This window comes from Ruminococcus flavefaciens (genome assembly GCF_900119075.1).
Lineage (GTDB): Bacteria > Bacillota > Clostridia > Oscillospirales > Ruminococcaceae > Ruminococcus > Ruminococcus flavefaciens_Q.
The window spans coordinates 160631-179475 of record NZ_FPIP01000008.1 but is presented as its reverse complement, the minus strand read 5'-3'; the positions used below and the strand labels follow the sequence as shown (position 1 = coordinate 179475).

General features: G+C 41.4%; 11 protein-coding genes. 7 read left to right on the top strand and 4 right to left on the bottom strand.

Annotated features, from left to right (window positions below):
• Positions 1-80: 80 nt before the first annotated feature.
• On the bottom strand, positions 81-992 hold the full coding sequence (locus BT105_RS11840; protein ID WP_072300934.1) for a LysR family transcriptional regulator: 912 nt from the start codon (positions 990-992) through the stop codon (positions 81-83).
• Positions 993-1245: 253 nt separating this feature from the next.
• On the opposite strand from BT105_RS11840, the gene BT105_RS11835 reads away from it, so the two are divergent.
• The 5 genes from BT105_RS11835 (at position 1246) to BT105_RS11815 (ending at position 9194) form a co-directional block, all read left to right on the top strand.
• A complete protein-coding gene (locus BT105_RS11835; RefSeq protein ID WP_072300933.1) occupies positions 1246-1824 on the top strand; it encodes an RNA polymerase sigma factor in 579 nt (192 codons plus the stop codon).
• The gene (locus tag BT105_RS11830) at positions 1821-3776 is read left to right on the top strand and encodes a hypothetical protein (protein ID WP_072300932.1); all 1956 of its coding nucleotides are present in this window, start codon (positions 1821-1823) and stop codon (positions 3774-3776) included. The genes BT105_RS11835 and BT105_RS11830 overlap by 4 nt, the downstream gene beginning before the upstream one ends.
• Positions 3777-4015: 239 nt before the next feature.
• Positions 4016-5926 carry a CotH kinase family protein gene (locus tag BT105_RS15310; protein ID WP_072300931.1) on the top strand — a complete coding sequence of 637 codons (1911 nt, stop codon included), beginning with the start codon at positions 4016-4018 and terminating at the stop codon, positions 5924-5926.
• A gap of 549 nt (positions 5927-6475) precedes the next feature.
• A complete protein-coding gene (locus BT105_RS11820) occupies positions 6476-7030 on the top strand; it encodes an RNA polymerase sigma factor (RefSeq protein WP_072300930.1) in 555 nt (184 codons plus the stop codon).
• Positions 7023-9194, top strand: a complete 2172-nt coding sequence (locus tag BT105_RS11815) for a hypothetical protein (RefSeq protein ID WP_072300929.1) — start codon at positions 7023-7025, stop codon at positions 9192-9194. The genes BT105_RS11820 and BT105_RS11815 overlap by 8 nt, the downstream gene beginning before the upstream one ends.
• A 136-nt stretch (positions 9195-9330) precedes the next feature.
• Here BT105_RS11815 and BT105_RS11810 read toward each other — a convergent pair whose 3' ends face one another.
• From BT105_RS11810 to BT105_RS11800, 3 genes are all read right to left on the bottom strand, one after another.
• Entirely contained in the window at positions 9331-9639 is a 309-nt protein-coding gene (locus tag BT105_RS11810) for a DUF4368 domain-containing protein (protein WP_072300928.1), read from the bottom strand.
• On the bottom strand, positions 9639-11135 hold the full coding sequence (locus BT105_RS11805; RefSeq protein ID WP_242940128.1) for a sensor domain-containing diguanylate cyclase: 1497 nt from the start codon (positions 11133-11135) through the stop codon (positions 9639-9641). Before BT105_RS11805 ends, BT105_RS11810 begins: the two co-directional genes overlap by 1 nt.
• A 368-nt stretch (positions 11136-11503) precedes the next feature.
• On the bottom strand, positions 11504-12958 hold the full coding sequence (locus tag BT105_RS11800) for an SGNH/GDSL hydrolase family protein (protein WP_072300927.1): 1455 nt from the start codon (positions 12956-12958) through the stop codon (positions 11504-11506).
• Between the two features lie 296 nt (positions 12959-13254).
• Here BT105_RS11800 and BT105_RS11795 point away from each other — a divergent pair, with 296 nt between their 5' ends.
• Positions 13255-14835: a hypothetical protein gene (locus BT105_RS11795; RefSeq protein WP_081367883.1), complete on the top strand. Its 1581-nt coding sequence runs from the start codon at positions 13255-13257 to the stop codon at positions 14833-14835.
• 341 nt (positions 14836-15176) lie between these two features.
• Positions 15177-18596 carry a leucine-rich repeat protein gene (locus BT105_RS11790; protein ID WP_072300926.1) on the top strand — a complete coding sequence of 1140 codons (3420 nt, stop codon included), beginning with the start codon at positions 15177-15179 and terminating at the stop codon, positions 18594-18596.
• Positions 18597-18845: the final 249 nt, after the last annotated feature.

The following is an 18845-nucleotide window of genomic DNA, read 5'->3' as shown; positions in this document are numbered from 1 at the left end:
TATTGCTTTCTCATTATATCACATCGGTCAGAAATGTGTTAATATCAAAAAGAAATGCAGTCCCATAGCTAAAAGCTATATCAGGAAGAATAATTTGCGATGTATTCTCTCAGGTGCTCCAGATAGCGCTCCGTCAGCTCATTAATTGGGCGGTCAGTTGTGGTTATATAGCCTATCTCCATTTCTTCGTCGCTTTCAAGCGGTATGGAAACGATGTTGCTGCCGTTGAGGTCTGAGCTGAGGATTCCCGACGAAATGGTATACCCGTCAAGTCCTATCAGCAGATTGAACAGTGTAGCTCTGTCGGAAACTACTACATTTTTCGGGCTTTCCGCCGTAATGTGAAGCTCCTCTGCAAAGTAAAAGGAGTTCTTCACACCCTGATCGTAGGTAAGTCTCGGAAAAGCCTTCAGATCGTCGAGAGTAACGGAGCTTCGTCCCACAAGAGGATTGCTCCTGCTGACGAAAACGTGAGGCTTTGCCGTAAACAGCGGTACGAATTTTATTTCCTCATTCTGCAAAATATGCCTTATGACCTCGCGGTTGAAGCCGCTGAGAAAAAGAACTCCGATATCGCTTCTGTGGGTGCGGACGTCCTCGATTATCTCCGCTGTTTTCAGCTCGCGGAGTGAAAACTCGTACTTATCCCTGCCGTATTCGCGGACGAGCTGTACAAACGCATTTACCACGAATGCGTAATGCTGAGCTGATACCGCAAAGGCTCTTCTCGGCGGTGCTGTGGACTTATATTCGTTTTCGAGAAGCTCTGCCTGCTCAACTATCTGACGGGCATAGGACAGGAACTTCGTACCGTCCTCGGAAAGATATACTCCCCTGTTGCTGCGGTTGAAAATAGTGATACCCATTTCCTTTTCCAGCTCCGCCACGGACTTGGAAAGGCTTGGCTGTGCGATGAAAAGACGCTGTGCCGCAGTGGTTATGGAACCTGTTTCTGCTATTGTGATTATGTATTTCAATTGCTGTAAAGTCATGTATCATGCCTCCTTCAACTTTGTCATTATAGCATAATGTCATCTAAAATACAAGAGAATGAACTTTATGCTCTGCAGCGACGACAACCTCAGCACTTTCACTCTCGGCGATAAGTTCGGTCTTTTTAATAAAGAAGCGCCTTTTATCAAAGAACTTGTATTTTTTTTCAAAAAATGCTAAAATTATATGTCTGATTCTTTCTCTCACTTTCGTTTATATTAGTGAATGCATTCAATAAAGGAGGATTTCCTGATGACAGACAACGAGCTGCGCTTACTGATGGCGGACTCCGTTCAGAAATGCCACAGGGCGGTCTTTGACAAATACTGCAACTACGTCTATACTATCGCATTTAGTGTCCTTAAAAGCTGCGGAAGCCGTGAGGACGTTGAAGAATGCGTCAGTGACGTGTTTATGAAGATATACAGGCTTCTTGATAATAATACGGACTTTTCCGACAATGTCAAGGGCTTTATAGGAGCTGTTGCGCGGAATACCGCTATAGATTCATTCCGCAGGATAAGCTCACGCAGCAGCAGAACAGCTTATGTTGATGAAAACACTATCAACGAGCTCCGCGATGACGATGACATCACCGAAAAAACAGAACTCAAGGAGCAGTCCAGCATTATTCTCGGCAAGATAAAAGAGCTTGGCGATCCCGATTCTACTATCATCATACAGCAGTATTACTACAACCGCACAGCAAAAGAAATAGCAAAAAGCATCTCTATGTCGGCGGCAGCTGTACAGAAACGCAGCAGCCGTGCAAAGCAAAAGCTCCGGATATTGCTCACAGAAGCAGGTATAAACAAGGAGGGCTTGATATGAAAGACAACGATCTTTTATTTGATCTCGATGACGAGGCAATAGAAAAGCTTGCTCAGGAATTTCCCGTACTCACTGATGAAGAGAAGGAGAGAATATATGCCATGAGCGAGAGAAAGTATAATATAACAGAAGATACAAATACAGGTTTCAATTCAGAAACAGAGGTAAGCGGCGTTGACGTATACAAGCGTCCCAAATGGAGGACAGCTTCTATTGCGGCTTCTTTAGCGCTGCTTATAGGTGCAGGAAGCTTCGGCGGTTACAATATCGCTAAGCAGTTCAGCAACGGCGATAACAATGACCCTGACGTTCCTACAACAGTTTCCGAGGATATGTCTCAGGCATTAACAGAAGTGTCCGAGGATCCCCGTACTGAGGAATGCCGTAAGACCGCAGAGGCTCTGCTTGATGAGTATAACGACTTCATAACCCCATATATAGAGGAAGAGCTTCCTGAATCACCAGATTATCCTGAGTATGAACTGACAGATGAACAATATGAATCAATGTCAGAGGAAGAAATAGAAGCATATAATATCGAACACGAAAAACTTTGTAGACAGATTGATGAAGAATACAGCAAATACTTCGACAATATATGGTATGACGTTCGTTCCAACAGTTACCCGTATTCAACCTCAGAAATTCAATACGGCTATTGGTCCTATCAGTATTATTCCTCAGGAATGAAGTTCAAGAATACCGATGAAGTAATGTCAAAGGCTCTCAGCTTTATGTCACAGAGCCTTATAGACAAACAGTTCCCCGATCTCATAGGTGAGGAACTCACAAACTATGAGCCTAACCGTATTTACGATCACGATAATGAGGATTACCCGGATTTCGGTACCTATGCTATGTATAACGGAAAGCTCTACTGTTCTTCATTAGGTTGTGACAATGAAGGCAATGATCACATCAATTCCACCTATAAATTCTATAAATACAAGAACGAGCCTGCGGAGATATACGACATCACCGATGATTCATTCACTGCTGTCGTAAAGTACGAATTCACCAATATTCCTAACAAGTACGATATGTCCATGAAGGTGGTAAACAGAGACGGCAAATGGATAATCGACGACATAGAGCCCACAGGTCCCGAGCTTGACCGGCAGAAGCTTGATGTCATAGATAAGATGATGAACAGCGTTGACCTTTATGACAAGATAAGTGCAAAAAGTGCAAGTTTATATAAAATTCCCGATGATTCTCCTGCCAAAGTAAAGGATCATTCCATTCTTTTCAATATTCTCTATGCAGATAACAGAGCAGCAAGATCATGCCGCTATGGATATTACGGCGACAGATACAATGGAAGTGACGATATCTCAGACTTGGCTGAATACGCAAAAAAGACTATAGATTCAGACCACGAAAGAGAAAATGAAGACTACTGTGACGGCGAGAAATATTATTATTGGCATAATCCAACGGACCTTGACGGAGATGATTCCAACGGAAAAGAATACGAATGGTACGATTGGAATAATTACTTTTATCGTGACAGCGACGCCGATAAATACAAAGGCTTTGAAGCATTAAGATTGAACTCACACCATGAGATTAACAATTATGAACGTTCAACATACAAACCTGTTCTTTGCCCGAATGGACAGGAACTTGCAACATCTTATCTATATGAGCTGAATAAATGGGATATCACAGGCGATATAAACTTTGAGGGCAGAGATTGCTATATCATAGAGGGTGTGCGTCCTGATGCTGAATATAATTACGATCCGAATTATGAAGGACTTGATGTTGTAAATTTCAAATTATACATTGATAAGGAAACAGGAATACCAATGGTCACTATGACGTATCTTAAAAACGGAGATATAAATGAGGTTGAAATGTACTTCGATGTAAAGTTCAATGACAAGGCAGAACCTGTTCCCGAACAGGATATGAGCTGGTTCGACACCAGCTGGGAAAACTATAAATAACAGGAAAAGCTCCCCTCGGGGAGCTTTTCTGTGTATATGAAGAGCCTGTTTAACGCTCGATATCAGCCGTTTTGAAGCTGCTTTTTGTATGTATTTTATCATTCATTCTTAATCACCTGCCTTTCAAATTGTATTCGAGATAACCATTTTATATGTCATTATGCTTGACCTTTCCAACGCCACAGGATATAATATAATTGTATGGTATAATGAATTCGCAACGCAAAGGAGTTGATAATTTGAAAAAGATAATTTCTATTATATGTGCTACAGCTGCAGTTTTATACACTTCCTGTTCTATGATGCCTTTGAGAACTGCTTTTTCCGCAGAGGAGTCATCAATAATAGAAGAACAGCTTGATATGCCAATAATATCCATCGATACTTTGGGGAAAGAAATTTATACCAAAAGTGAATATGCTCCGTCAAAAGTTACGATATGGGATAAAAACGGTGAACTTGAAATACCCGAAACAGAAGTTCAGATAAGGCTTCGCGGCAATTCGACATTATATTGTGAAAAAAAGAGCTACAAATTCAAATTTGATAAAAAACAGAACCCTCTCGGCATAGGAGACGGTCCCGGTAAAGGCTGGAACCTTCTTGCAAACTATTATGACACTTCCCTTCTGAGAAATATGGCGGCATATCATCTCGGTGATATGCTTGATAATATACCGTATTCCGCAAACTGTCGCTCGGTAGAGGTATATGTCAATGGTTCGTACCAAGGTGTTTATCTCTTATGTGAGGACATAAATGTCAATAAAAACCGCCTTGCCATAACCGAGAAACCTGAGCTGGTGGAGGGAAACGGATATCTTTTGGAAATGACAAGAGCCTGCACTGACGAACACTTTGAAGTTGATAATGCTTATTATGATATAAAAAGCAAGCTTTCAGACGACTATCCTACTGAGTTGATGCAGAAGGAATACATATCAAATTATCTTGCGAAATCACTCAACGTACTGAGGCGGCAGGTTAAAGCCCGCGCTGAGGAGCTTATCGATATCCCCTCTCTTGTGGACAATTTCATTGCAAATGAGTTGTGCAAGAACAACGATATCGGCTGGGGCAGCTTTTACCTCTGCAAGGACGCAGGCGGTAAGCTTACATTTGCTCCTATGTGGGATTATGATCTTGCTTTTGGAAATTTTGATGTCTATAAAGGCTTCGACAGTCCTTACGGAATAAACGAATTCGATATCAACGCCAGCAATTCAAACTCTAATCAGTGGTACTGCTATGCTTTGCAGAATGACTGGTTCCGTGAAGCTGTGACCGCCCGCTGGAAAGAAGTATCCGAGCGAGTAAAAACGCTTCCTGATTATGTCAAGGAAGAAGCGAAGACAAATATGCGTTCCTATATTAGAAATTTCAATATGTGGGCTCCTCGCGGTAAGGAATTATTCATAGAAACGGACAGTATAGCGAAGTTTACAGAATATCAGGAGCACACTGACTATCTCAGTGAATGGATAACCGAGCGTATCCAATGGCTTGACGGTTATTTGAACTCTGAAGACTTCAAAAACGGAGTATTCCTTGACGAAAACAACAAGCCTGTTGACGTTGAAAACGCCTTTGCTGTCAGCAAGATAATGCTCAGCGACATTTCAGGCAATTTTGACTATGAATCTCTGGGGTTTGATATTGAAACTAATAAATGGAGCAGTATAAAACTTATGCGTTTTTGGTTCCGTGCAGGGCATAAGTACAGGCTTTCATTCGACATAAGCGGAGATCCGACAACAGAGCTGAACTATCAGCTCAAGTCAGAAAAAACTGAATTTTTCTTTGACCTAAACGATACAATTCCTGTTACAGAAGAAAAAACTCATTATGAAAAAGAATTTGAATCAGATTATACGTATTATTCGTACTATTATGTGATCAATTTCACCGGCGGCGGCAAAGTAAATGTTGAGAATTTGTCATTCGTGGATATTACTCCCAAAGAGTTGGCAATACAAGGCGATGTCAATGATGACGGGCAATATGACCTATCTGACTTTGTACTGTTTCAGAAATGGCTGCTCGGTTCTCCGACAGCCCACCTTGATAACTGGGAAGCCGCTGACCTCTGCAAAGACAACAGGCTTGATGTTTTCGACCTGTGTCTTATGAGACGCAGGCTAATAGGCTGATAAAAGGCGCATTTATTACTTTATAAATCACAGCAAAAGCTCCCCTCGGGGAGCTTTTCTTTGTATATGAAAAGTCTGTCAGCACTGTCGGCAGGGCAACGTTTTCGGCGCTGTTCCACCTACGCGTATTTGTTCGGATTTGAAAGAGCCTGTTTAACGCTCGATATCAGCCGTTTTGAAGCTGCTTTTTGTATGTATTTTATCATTCATTCTTAATCACCTGCCTTTCAAGTGCATTCGGAATAAGCATTATATATGCTTATTTATACTTGACCTGCTCCTTGTGATTAATATATAATATATGTAGGCGTCAGCGCTCCGAAGGGCGTCTGCCAATACGGGATCAAGAAGTGCTGCACTCCCTGAACTTTGTTCAGGACAATAACCGCCTAACGGCAGTTATTGAGTACGTATTAATTATAAATGTATAACCTGAGCAAAGTTCGATACTGAAAAAACAAAAATTTTTTTAGAGCTGAAATATAACTATATCAGAATCTGTCTATATAAGCAGAGGACTAAAGCTCCTCTGGAAGGGAGGTTTATCTCATGGAAGATGCATTGATAATCGAAATGTTACAACAAAGAAACGAATCCGCAATAAACGAACTTCGGCAGAAATACGAGCGCCTGTGCGTATATATCGCAGGAAATGTGCTTTCTCAGCACGAGGACGTGGAGGAATGCGTAAATTCCGCCTGCTATGAGATATGGAACAGTATACCGCCGGCAGAACCTCATGATCTGAAAAGCTATCTGTGCCGTATCGTGAGAAATATCGCTATAAACAGGCTCGAGTACAACTCTGCGGCAAAGCGCGACAGCCGCTATACCGTATCTCTTGATGAAATATCGGACTGTGTTCCTGCGACTCCTGACGAGAGTATAACTCTGTCAGACCTTGCAGATTCTATAAGCCGTTTTCTGCGCACTCAGGACGAGATACAGCGAAAGGTCTTCGTGCGACGTTACACCTACGGAGACTCTGTTGCGGAGATAGCAAAACGCTTTTCGCTTAACGAAAAAACAGTCGCCACATATCTTTTCCGTACAAGGAAAAAACTGAAGGTATTTCTGAAGAAGGAGGGATATGACTATGAATAAGAACGATTTCATGAAGGCTATGAGCATGATAGATGAGGACCTCATAAAGGAAGCCGATACTGATGAGATTACAATGGATTTATCCGATAATGCAGAGGGATTCATCGATGAAAACGAACCGTCAACAGTAGTTTCGGGAGTTGAAGTGTATCAGCGGACAATTTGGAAAAAAATTCTCGCAGCTGCGGCTACACTGGTAATAGCTGTGGGAGCAGTCGGCGGCGGAGCATATTATTTTTCACAGTTCAAAAAGAATAATAACGTTGTGGAAGAAGAGGATTTCAGGGATATTAATTCTGTATTCGGGGCATTGCTTGAGGAGCGTGACAAATATGATATGACTCGATACGGAAATATCGGCAGCGACGGAGAGCTCTTCTATGAAGGCTTGAACGATCAGGCAAAGGAAGAAGTTTTACGGATCCTTGAAAAGTTTATACTTTATTCTGATACGGAAAAAACCGACGAACAAGGAACAGACGAAAGTATTCAGTTCCTGCTCAACGACAAGGGTGAGGACTCGTTTGAAAAATACCGGTACAAGATAGATGTCTACTCAAACGGCGTTCTGGAGCTGACAGAAAAGAAGTCGGAGAACTACGAAAAGATGTACCGCGTAAAGCTTTCGGACGCAGGCGTGTTTGATACCTTAATGCTCATAAATAATGAAATGTTTGCTGAAAGCAATACCGAAAATAATAGCAATAGCAGTGCGGAAAACAGTGAACCTGTGGACGCTTCTTATGAAGAAGTTGAGAAACTCCTGAACAATATCTTTGAAACAGGCAATGCTGAAGGAAACTATACAAATTATGAGAAACAAAAATACAATTGTATCATAAAAGATAAGGAAAAGCTTATCAAGGATCTTCTCAGCTTTGAGTGGAGCAAGCGCACTATAAACAGAACAAATGAGTATTATTTCAGTGAACAGTGCTTTGATATTGGTATCAGGATAGATACTAACTGCAATATTTATGATACAGGTAAAACTCCATATACTGTATATTCAACTGATCTTAGCAACAGAGATGAACTTGAAGACATACTCAGAGAAAATATAGAAATAGTATTTGACAGTCAGGACGTTTCCGATCAGAAGATAAAGGAGGTCCTCGGAGAAAGTACATCTGCTGTATACTGTATAGGATTTATCGGTAACCGTTTGACTTATAATATAACCGACCTTGAATCTCTTAAGAATGAGGCAGCTTCTCTTGGCTGGGTTACCTGCACAGATTTTGAATGCGATTGGGGACCTGCTGTCAGTGACTCACGAAGCCTCTGGACTAAGAAATCAGGATATATCATAGGCGATGCGTACGTTGGCCTTGGAGGATATATTAATGGAAACTACGATAATTCTTGTTACTTCAAACTGAAGAATAAAGATGACTCAGTAAAACTACAGCAGATACTGGATAAATATCTTGTGCCTAATAAGTATTCAGAGATGTGCATAAAGCTGAAAAACGGTATGGACAGTTATAAAAATCTTAAGGCTCACTATACTTATGAAAGCGAAGCACAGGATGAAAGTCAGAGGGTATCGATAAGTGGCGAGCTTCTCAATGATATGGATAATAATAAGCTGTATATGTCAGGTGAAGGAAAGTATTATGACTACGGTAATGTTGATATCGAACTTGTTAGTGACATTTATGAGGATATTTCAATATATTCGAATGGTATACTTAAAGTTTCAGAAAAAGATACAGGTGAAAACAAATATTTAGGCAGTTTTGGCAGCGGATATTCACCTGTATTTGAATATGATCAGATTGCAAAGTATATCATACAGATTTTTGGCAGTTATGAAGAGCCTGATTCGCTCACTCAGATCGACAACAGAAACAGCTATGAAAAAGAACTTGCATTCGATGTCAAGAATTCAAACGGAAATACGGAATATTATATCCATACACAAGGAGATCATGAAGATTGGTATTCTGAAACAGAATACCGTATACTTCTTGATGAAATGGGCAGACTTATCTCATATGATAGATTTTACAAATATGAACAGGACGGAAATAAAGGAACTACAAGCGAATCATTCGTACTTGTTGACTATGAGTTCGATTCGCCCGATTTCACTATGGATAATGTAATGCCTGCTTTTGACAGACTTGAAAATGAGTGCAGAGAACAAGAAGAAAAATAAAACTAAAAGGCAGCCTTTTTCGTTATCCCCTTATCGGAACTACACAAAATCGTATGTAAACCGAGTGGTTATGAGCCACTCGGTTTTCTTTTGGCTTGTAATCACAAGCATTCTGGCTGAAACGTATAACGAATACTTATCGGACAGCCGTTTTTCTTGATTCCCTCTCGCTGACCTCGATACGAGCTACAAACAGGTTGAGCAGTTTCGGAGTAACTTCGCTCATTTCAATATTCGACTTAGCTTTGTCCATGAATTCCTTTATGCAGGTCTCCTGTAGATTCATGCTATCTACTTTCTTGGAGAGCTCCGCGAGTTCTGCTTCAAGCTCTCGGTGATAAGTCTGGTCTAATTCATAAAGAAGCTCCCCGAGGGGAGCTTCAATGCTTATATGAACTATGTTTAAGTTGATTCGCCGTTTTCTCTTTTTTCGATATGACGTCATTAATTGCGTTTATCAATTATACCGCGCTTTTTCTCAGGATGCATTTCATAGAAACGCTTCTTGTCCGCATACATACGTTCATCCGCATTACGAAGAGCAATGCGGACATTTTTTATATCATTTTCAAATGCTGTACCTATAGCAAAAACAAGATTATCGTACTTTTCAGCTGCTTTTCTTAGGTGTTCAGCCTTTTCCGAAAGCTCCGCCTCTGTAATTCCTGTCAGAACCGCCACAAACTCATCGCCGCCTGCACGGAATATTTCATGTACGTCAAATATCTCCCGCAAAGCTTTGGCAGCATTTTTCAGGAGCACATCACCTGCAACGTGACCTTCACCGTCATTTACAGCCTTTAGTCCATTCAGGTCTGCAAACAGGACGCCTACTGATTTTTCAGATGAGCTTTCCGAAATAGCATCAATATAGTTGTTCATTTCATTGCGGTTCATGACACCTGTCAGCATATCCCTCGAACTGAGAACATGCAGTTTTCCCATCAACTGATAGCTGTAGATCTCCGACGCAAGAATAAATGTAGTGAGCTCCAGTGTACTCTTTATTGTCTCCGCAGCCTCTGCACTGAAATTAAGTGCCCAGATATAGCCAAGAAGCTCCCCCTTGAACTCCAGAGGGAAAAGAACGATCGTCTTGCCGCCTGCACTTGTAATTGAATCATACCATTTCGGATTTCTTTCCTTTACGACCTCCATGTCATGTTCGTTTTTTACGATCAGGCAGTTGCTGCCTGCAATTGTATCCTTCCATGATTCGGCAATATCATAAAAGCCCTCGATATAGTTTTCCATTGACAGGAGCTTTGAATCCTGTGAAAACGCTTCACACAGAACGCTGCATTTTCTCTTTTCTGTATCCATAAGAAGGATACAGCAGTGTTCAGAATCACAGAGATCACGTATATCGCCGCATATCGACCACATTGTTTCATTGAAATCATCAGAGCTGCGCAGCTTGATACAGGTTTCAAGAACTGCCGACGCTATATCTGCCGAAATAGTGGACAGCCGTTTTGCATCCGGCTTGAAGTTGACCTCCATGATATACATACAATAGCAGATATTGCCGTCATCAGGGAAAAGCGGAAGAAATGACATATTGAACCAAACGTCATATCTTGCAGGATGGGCATATGCATGAAGACATTTTTTGTTTACGGCAGCATTAAAGCAGGCGTCCTCAAAATTCAGATCGCGTGTCATATATGTAGTATACTCACTGTTTGGTATGAACTTCTGAGTCAGCATGGCAAGATTTTCTGCTGGCCGCTCTATGGTGTCAAGATAAGGACGGTTGCCTAAAACAATACGTACCTTCCCGTATCTGCCGTTTTCAAGCTTTTCAACTGATACTACACAGGCGGCAGTAGGTATACTGTCAACAAAGGATTGGAAATTCATAAATACTCCCTCCATTTCAAAATACTTATTCTGAAGCTTCATATCGGCAACGAGCTTCTCAGCAGCTTCTGCTGACATCGGACGTCCCCATATGAAACCCTGCACATAATCACAGCCGATACTGCACAGGCGGCTTTTCCTATAATGTCGGCAATTGCCTGAAATCTCATTAGTTTATCCACCCTATTACAAATAAAGGTATAGCTTCACTATAATTCTCAGTTCAATTTTACCACTTTTGCACAAAGTACTCAATAAATTGCAAAAAAAGTTTACAAATCGAAACTACAAATTGGCATTTCACACAAAGAATACGACGACAATTTGTATGTTTTTTAAAAGCGCCTTTAAGAACTATGATCGGATTGGATACATTGATAAATGGTCAGTGAATTATATGAGAATATATGCAAAAACTCCGACCGCATGGTCGGAGTTCTTTATGCTTAATCAAAGCTTTTAATAATGCCTAAAAGATACTGCTGTATTTTCAAAGCGTCATTTACAGTAAGTCCCTCAACGCTCTTGTCAACGTCAGCATTTGCATTGCCCTGAGCAGTAAGAGCCTTCGGCTCTGTTCCGCCTACAGCGTATTTGTTCGGATTTGCGAGCGCCTGCATTATAAGTACTACATCTGACATATCGATCTGTCCGTCACAGTTTGTATCGCCTGCCATAGTAACTTTGGGCTGCGCAGAAGTTGTGGCTGTAGTTGTTTCCGTCTCGGAAGATGTAGTAGTGGTAACCGTAGTAGTTGTTGTTGTGGTTGTGGTTGTGGTGGTAGTTGTTGTTACAGCAGGTTTGGAGGACTTGAGGTACTCATCAACGACGCCTGCCCAGTATTTGCCCATTTTCTCATATCCGGCAGCATTCGGGTGAACGCCGTCGCCGAGGTCGGCAGTGCCGTTGAGGCAGCCGTGGATATCGGCAAATGTTACCTGTTTGCCATTGCTGTTATATTCGTTTGCAACTTTTTTTACAAGATCATTGTAGCTTGCTACCTGAGCGGTCTTGTCTCCGCCGCCCATGAACATTCCGCCGCCGAGCTCGGGAATGGTTGAGAGGAATATCATACCGTCGGAAGGCATATCAGCTATCATAAAATCAAGCAGTGTATGGAGGTCTTTCTCCAGTTCGCTTTCGGTATGATTATAGTTCATGTCATTTGTACCGATTATAAGCAGTATGATATTTGGCTGAGTCTTTTTTACGGCATCTGTTTCCTTGAGAACATCATATAAGCCTCCGCCGTAGCCGCCTTGCTGTTTTATGATAGTGTATCCGCTGTAACCGGCGTGATTGTCATCATAGGTCACGCTTTTTCCGTTATAGTTGAAGCTTGCGCTGTTCTTTCCCTCGGGACCTACAAAATCGAAATTTGTATATCCCTTTTCCTTCAGGAAATAGTCGAGATACTTTCTGTATCCGCCCGTATCTCCCATGCCAAAGGTTATGGAATCGCCTGCGGGCATTATTCTGATGACATCGCTGCTCATAGAAATATTTTCCATGTTTTGCTTCTGAGTTTCGCTGTTGCTGCCCTGACCGCCGAACTGGCTCATGTCGAAGCCGCCTGCTCCGCCCTGTCCGCCGAACTGGCTCATGTCGAAGCCGCCTGCTCCGCCTTGTCCGCCGAACTGGCTGATGTCAAAGCCGCCTGCTCCGCCCTGTCCGCCGAACTGGCTGAAGTCAAAACCGCCTGCGCCGCCTTGCCCGCCAAACTGACTGAAGTCAAAGCCGCCTGCGCCGCCTTGTCCGCCAAACTGACTAAAATCAAAACCGCCTGCATTTCCTGCCGCCGGCTCATCGTCGGCTGCGATAGTCGTGTACGGAACACTTGCTGCGATCATCAGAGCTGAAACAATACAGCTGATGACCTTTTTGAGTCTGGACTTTTTCACTAAAATCACTCCTTGTTTTTTGTCTGCAACTCTTATTGCATAATAAAATAGAACGTAATTTAGTAGTCCCCCAAAAATATTTATTTCTAATTTAATTATATCATTGAAAAAACAATTGTCAAGTATTATTCCAACAACTTTTGACCATAAAAAGCTATATCAAGGCTGGGGGCTTGCTTGTTTTTCTTCTGAGCTTTCGCTTTTTTATAAAAACACTTGTGTAATACATTTGTATATGGTATAATAAAAACATATAGGCCTATATACAAATTCTCAAACCACAGGAGGTATTAATCATGAACTTCAAACGCAACATCACAGGTATTTCTGTCCTTGGCATTATCGGCGCTCTTTCGTTAACTGCGGTCCCGATGTTCAGCAATACTGAAAATTCCGCTAACACTGTCAATGCAACTTCAAAATATGGCGATATCAACTCTGACGGCTATATTAACGCAGTTGACGCTTCGATAATACTAAGCTATTACGCATATACATCAACTACTAAAGGCACTCCCATGACTTTAGAAAAGTTCATTGCAAACGGTTCGGGAACTACAGAACCCACAACTTCAGAGCCGTCAAATAAAAATGTCAGTCTCAAAACAGGCGGTGACACGTTTACCATCGCAGCATGGAACCATGACGAAATAACAAGTCTTATCTCAAACTGGACAGGTATTGACGCACAAGATGTAATAGAGCGTATGTATTCCGGAGCAGATGATCCGATAACTGCTCCGTCAGGTGCAAAAATAAACTTTGTCAACTTAAATATCAGCGGAGCAAGCGCTTCGGAAAAATATGATGAGCTGTTCAATAATGGCGAGGACATAGATGTATACTTAACCGAACCATACTGGGCATTAAAATATATGGATAATGACGAACTTTCTGCTCCCCTTTCTTCTCTTGGCATAACAGAAAAGGATATGAGCGGAATGTATCCATACACATTACAGCTGGCAAAAAACAGCAAGGGCGAATACAAGGCTGTTCCTTATAACGTTTGCCCCGGAGCTTTTATATACCGTTCAGACATTGCCGAAAAGTACCTTGGCGTTGACTCTCCGGAAAAAATGCAGGCAGCTATAGGAGACTGGAGCCTGTTTGCAAGTTCGGCAAAAACTATTTCTGAAAAAAGCGGAGGAAAAATGGCTCTTGCCGATTCTCTTGCAGGTATGTGGCAGGCATATTCCTGCGGAAGATTTGATCATGTCACAAGCGATAATAAACTGGAACTGAGCAGCGACGTAAAAGCTTTTGCTGATATGGCTAAAGAGCTTTGGGAATGCGGCGGTGTTACAAAGAATCATCAGTGGAGTGATGAATGGACACAAGCAGGTCAGAAAGGTCAGTGTATGGGATACTTCGTACCTTCATGGGCTTTCTTTTATGACGACAGCTTCGTGTATGATGCAACTAATAAACAATCAGGAAAATGGAGCATATGTACAGGTCCTCAGTCTTATTACTGGGGCGGTAATGATCTGATTGTCAATCCGTCGACAGATAACGGTGATGACGCAAGAAGCTTTATTCTGTCTTCTGCTTTTAATTCTGATAATATGAAGAAGTATGCAAGATCTAATAATATGCCAAACAATAGTACTGTAAATGCACAGCTTGCAAAGGATAATTCGTATCATAAAATAAGTATGTCTGAAATACTGAATGGTCAGAATTATTACTCCGTTTTTGAGCAAAGCGCCAGAAGTATCGATATAAAGAAGTATTCACCTTATGATGATAAAATCAATTCTGATATTATAGAACAGATAAAGGACTCATACATTAAGAGAAATCAAACATGGGATGACACCCTGACAGAAATAAATGATAAGATCTGCGAGGATCTTCCTGATTTGAAGCAGTAAAAACCATAACTAAAGATAAAAAAGCTCCCCTCGGGGAGCTTTTTTGCTGAACTCCTCACTGTTTGTATCAGCTTTGTCGGCAGTTCCGATAAAGCTTATCTCCCGTTCGGTGAACTTGTCATTTTCAGCAGTCGCAAAGCATACGATCGGCTTCGGTCAGATCAAGGCTGAAAGTATACATAACCGACAAAGTATTCAATTGTTCTTTGTCACAGTTGACGATTATTATTTCCAAAGCGTTAATAATCATTTCTTTGCTTGATGTTTATTCATATATAGTGATAAAATAATTATATATCAGTTCTTCGGCATATAAATTTGACAGATCAGGAGTGGATACAATGAAAAAAAGACTTATCAGTACAGTAAGTGCAGCTATTCTTGCAGTTACAGGAGTATGCAATTGTGCTGTCATACCATTTAACGCCAAAGCAATTACTTCTTTTGACTTTCAGGAGGATTACACACGCGGAGAAGATGATAACTGGATGTGGTGCAGATTTGAGGACCACGTCGCTGTAATATACTATAAAGGCAACAGATCAACTGTTGCTATCCCCGAAACTATCGAAGGACTTCCTGTTACCATAGTGACAGACGAAGTGTTCAGATGGAATCATGATATTATCAAAAAGCTGAGTATTCCTGCAACAGTAACGGATATTGGTTCGTCGCTGAGCGCTGTCATCGGACTATCCGAAGTAGATATCGCCGAGGGCAATAAAAACTATATCGTTGAAAACAACGCCGTTTACACAGCGGACAAGTCTCAGCTGCTGAAATGTCTTACCTATACAGAGGGCGAATTCAACATTCCCGATACTGTAAAAGTCGTTAAGGACAGCGCCTTCATGTACTGCTATGATATCACTTCAATAAACATACCCTCATCTGTAACAGAGATAGGAATAAATGCAATGCTTGGCTGCAACAATCTCGAAAGCATAAGTGTTGATGAGAAAAACAAAGAGTATAGCAGTGCCGACGGCGTTTTGTTTGATATCAATAAGGAGATACTGTATCAGTATCCTGTCGGAAATAAGCGTAAGAGCTACAGCGTTCCCGACAGCGTAACGGAAATAGACACCAGTGCATTTCAGAACTGCGATAATCTTGAAGCCGTTGAGTTCGGAAAAAACGTGGAATGCATAGATGACCTCGCTTTTTACGATTGCGATAAGCTGAATAATGTCGTGCTTTGCGACAGCGTTGATACTATCGGATACAGTGCTTTTTCGTTATGCGCAAACCTTTTCAATATAACATTCCCCGATAATGTAACAACCGTCATGACAGACGCTTTAGCCGATACTCCATGGTTCAGCAGCCAGCCCGACGGTATCATCTACATTGGAAAGGTGCTGTACAAGGTCAAGGGCAGACTGCCCGAAAACTCGGTTGTGACCGTCAAGGAGGGCACGGTCGGCATAGCTGATTACGCTTTCTGTACCGAGGACAGCGATTATGCAAAAGCTGTTCTGGGAGATAAGAATCTTGTTGTTGTAAAGCTTCCCGAGGGTATAAAAAATATCAATCAGTATGCTTTCCACGATTGCAGTAATCTTAAAGAAATAAACCTTCCCGACAGCATATCCCAGATCGCTCCGAACGCTTTTAACGGCTGTTCTTCCCTTAAAGAGATACATATCCCGAAATCAATGACTTATATTGAATGGTCTGTATTTTCTTCATGCAGTTCACTTGAAGCAGTCGAGATACCTGCTAATATACAGTCGGTCCAGAACAATGCATTCGGAGACTGTACCTCTCTCAAATCATTGACAATATATAACAAGTATTGTTACCTGTCGGATCCTTTTGGATTTGATGAAAAGGAATATCCGATGTCAGATACCGATTTCGTAGGAACGATCTACGGATACGATGATTCCTTTTCTCAGAGCTATGCTAAGGAGTATGGCTACAAGTTCGTATCTCTCGGAAAGGAAGAGAATAACGGAAATAATTATCCCGACCTTGAAAAAGCTGTTAAATCCGACGGCAAATGGGAATGGCTGGAGTTTGAGGATCATGCTGCAATATGCGGTTATAATTCCGAATCAGAAACAATGGATATCCCTGACACATTAAATGGTCTTCCTGTTACTGAAATATACAGCGAATTCTACTTACAGAAGCCCTCTGTGGTAAAAAGCGTAAATATCCCTGCTAACCTTGCGAAAATAAACGGACTGTTCTATAGTCTCGACAAGCTTGAGGATATTTCGGTAGATAAGGATAATAATTCATTTGTACTGGAAAACGGAGTATTATACAATGCTGACAAAACCGATCTCATCAAGTGCCTGAAGAGCAAGGTCAAGGGCGAATTCAGCATTCCCTCTACAGTCGTTAATATTGAAAGCGGTGCATTTGAAGGCTGTTCCGAGATAACAGCAATAAATATCCCTGCGTCAGTCAGCTACATCTCCGATTCATTCAACGGCTGTACCTCAGTTGAAGCCGTCAATGTTTCAAAAAGAAATAACAGCTATTCAAGTGCAGACGGAGTTTTATTCGATAAGATAAAGGATTATCTTATATTTTATCCTCCAAAATGTCCGTCATCAAGCTTTACAATACCCGAAAGCGTAGTATGGATAGCCAGCAAGTCATTCAATAACTGCGATAATCTTGAAAGCGTAAAGCTCCCTGAAAATCTGATGAATATACCATATGCCGCTTTTATGGATTGCGATAAACTCGATAATGTAGTGATACCCAAAAAGGTCACAGAAATAGAGCACTCCGCATTTGAAAACTGTTCCGCTCTTAAAAATATCGAATTTACGGATAATGTCAGCCTGATAGGCTTTAACGCTCTGGCAGGGACAGCATGGCTAAAAAATCAGCCTGACGGGCCTGTTTACATAGGTTCGGTCTTTTATAAGCTCAAGGACGACGATTCAAAAATAACCGAGATAACAATAAAAGACGGTACAGAATATATATCTCCCTATGCATTCTGCAAATCTACGGTACATGACACAGAATACAGCGTAACAATAATCGATAATACAAGCCTTAAGTCCGTAATCCTCCCTGACGGCGTCAAGTATTTGGGAGGAAGCGCTTTCTCAGGCTGTACCGCTCTTACTGATATCAGTTTACCTGATAGTATAGACAGGTCATTTGCAAGCTCAGAAGGCATATTCAGCGGCTGTGCTTCATTGAAGGATATTGTATTGAGCAGTAACAGCACAAAGATATACTCTTCCGATTACTCCAACTGCGCCTCATTAAAGGATATTGTTATCCCCGAAAGAGTTACAGCAATATATTCATGGGCATTTGAAGAATGTGCTTCTCTTGAATCCGTGACAATATTGAACCCTGACTGCGTAATTTACGGCGAAGGTTTTACCATATGCAATTCGATAACAGAACCTGACGATATAAACGGTGATTATATTCCGAATTACAGCGGAACTATATGCGGTTATGACAACTCTACAGCCGAAAAGTACGCCAAGGACTGTGGATACAAATTCAAGTCACTGGGTAAAGCGCCCAACAGGCTCGGTGATATCAACGATGATGAAAAGATCAACGCAGTAGACGCATCAGAGGTACTTTCGTACTACGCAAGAATTTCCACCAATAAGGACGGAGGATTCACCGATGAGCAGAAAAAGGCAGCAGATGTCAACAAAGACGGCTTGATAAACGCTGTCGACGCTTCGTGTATCCTTTCCTATTATGCGTATACCTCTACAACTAAGGATACACTAAAGAAAACACTTGAAGAATTCTTGAAATAAGAATTATAACAGCTGCCCTTAATGGGCAGCTGTTCTTTTTAATTGTAAAAAAGTAATAGCGTATAATGTTGAATCGTCTATAACAAACAGTTTTGTATTGCTGTGTATCTTTTAGGGCTTATTCCATCATTGACTTAATATTTAAAACTCCGACCATAACCATGATACTCATATAGAAGTTTTATAATTATTATTGAGAGAACCCCTTTTGAAAAAGGGGCTTCTCTCAAACTCTCTCCCTAAAACTTT

Coding starts and splice junctions, on each gene's coding strand:
- BT105_RS11840 (WP_072300934.1), bottom strand. CDS start 992: ATGACTTTACAGCAATTGAAATACATAATCACAATAGCAGAAACAGGT.
- BT105_RS11835 (WP_072300933.1), top strand. CDS start 1,246: ATGACAGACAACGAGCTGCGCTTACTGATGGCGGACTCCGTTCAGAAA.
- BT105_RS11830 (WP_072300932.1), top strand. CDS start 1,821: ATGAAAGACAACGATCTTTTATTTGATCTCGATGACGAGGCAATAGAA.
- BT105_RS11820 (WP_072300930.1), top strand. CDS start 6,476: ATGGAAGATGCATTGATAATCGAAATGTTACAACAAAGAAACGAATCC.
- BT105_RS11815 (WP_072300929.1), top strand. CDS start 7,023: ATGAATAAGAACGATTTCATGAAGGCTATGAGCATGATAGATGAGGAC.
- BT105_RS11810 (WP_072300928.1), bottom strand. CDS start 9,639: ATGACGTCATATCGAAAAAAGAGAAAACGGCGAATCAACTTAAACATA.
- BT105_RS11805 (WP_242940128.1), bottom strand. CDS start 11,135: ATGTCAGCAGAAGCTGCTGAGAAGCTCGTTGCCGATATGAAGCTTCAG.
- BT105_RS11795 (WP_081367883.1), top strand. CDS start 13,255: ATGAACTTCAAACGCAACATCACAGGTATTTCTGTCCTTGGCATTATC.
- BT105_RS11790 (WP_072300926.1), top strand. CDS start 15,177: ATGAAAAAAAGACTTATCAGTACAGTAAGTGCAGCTATTCTTGCAGTT.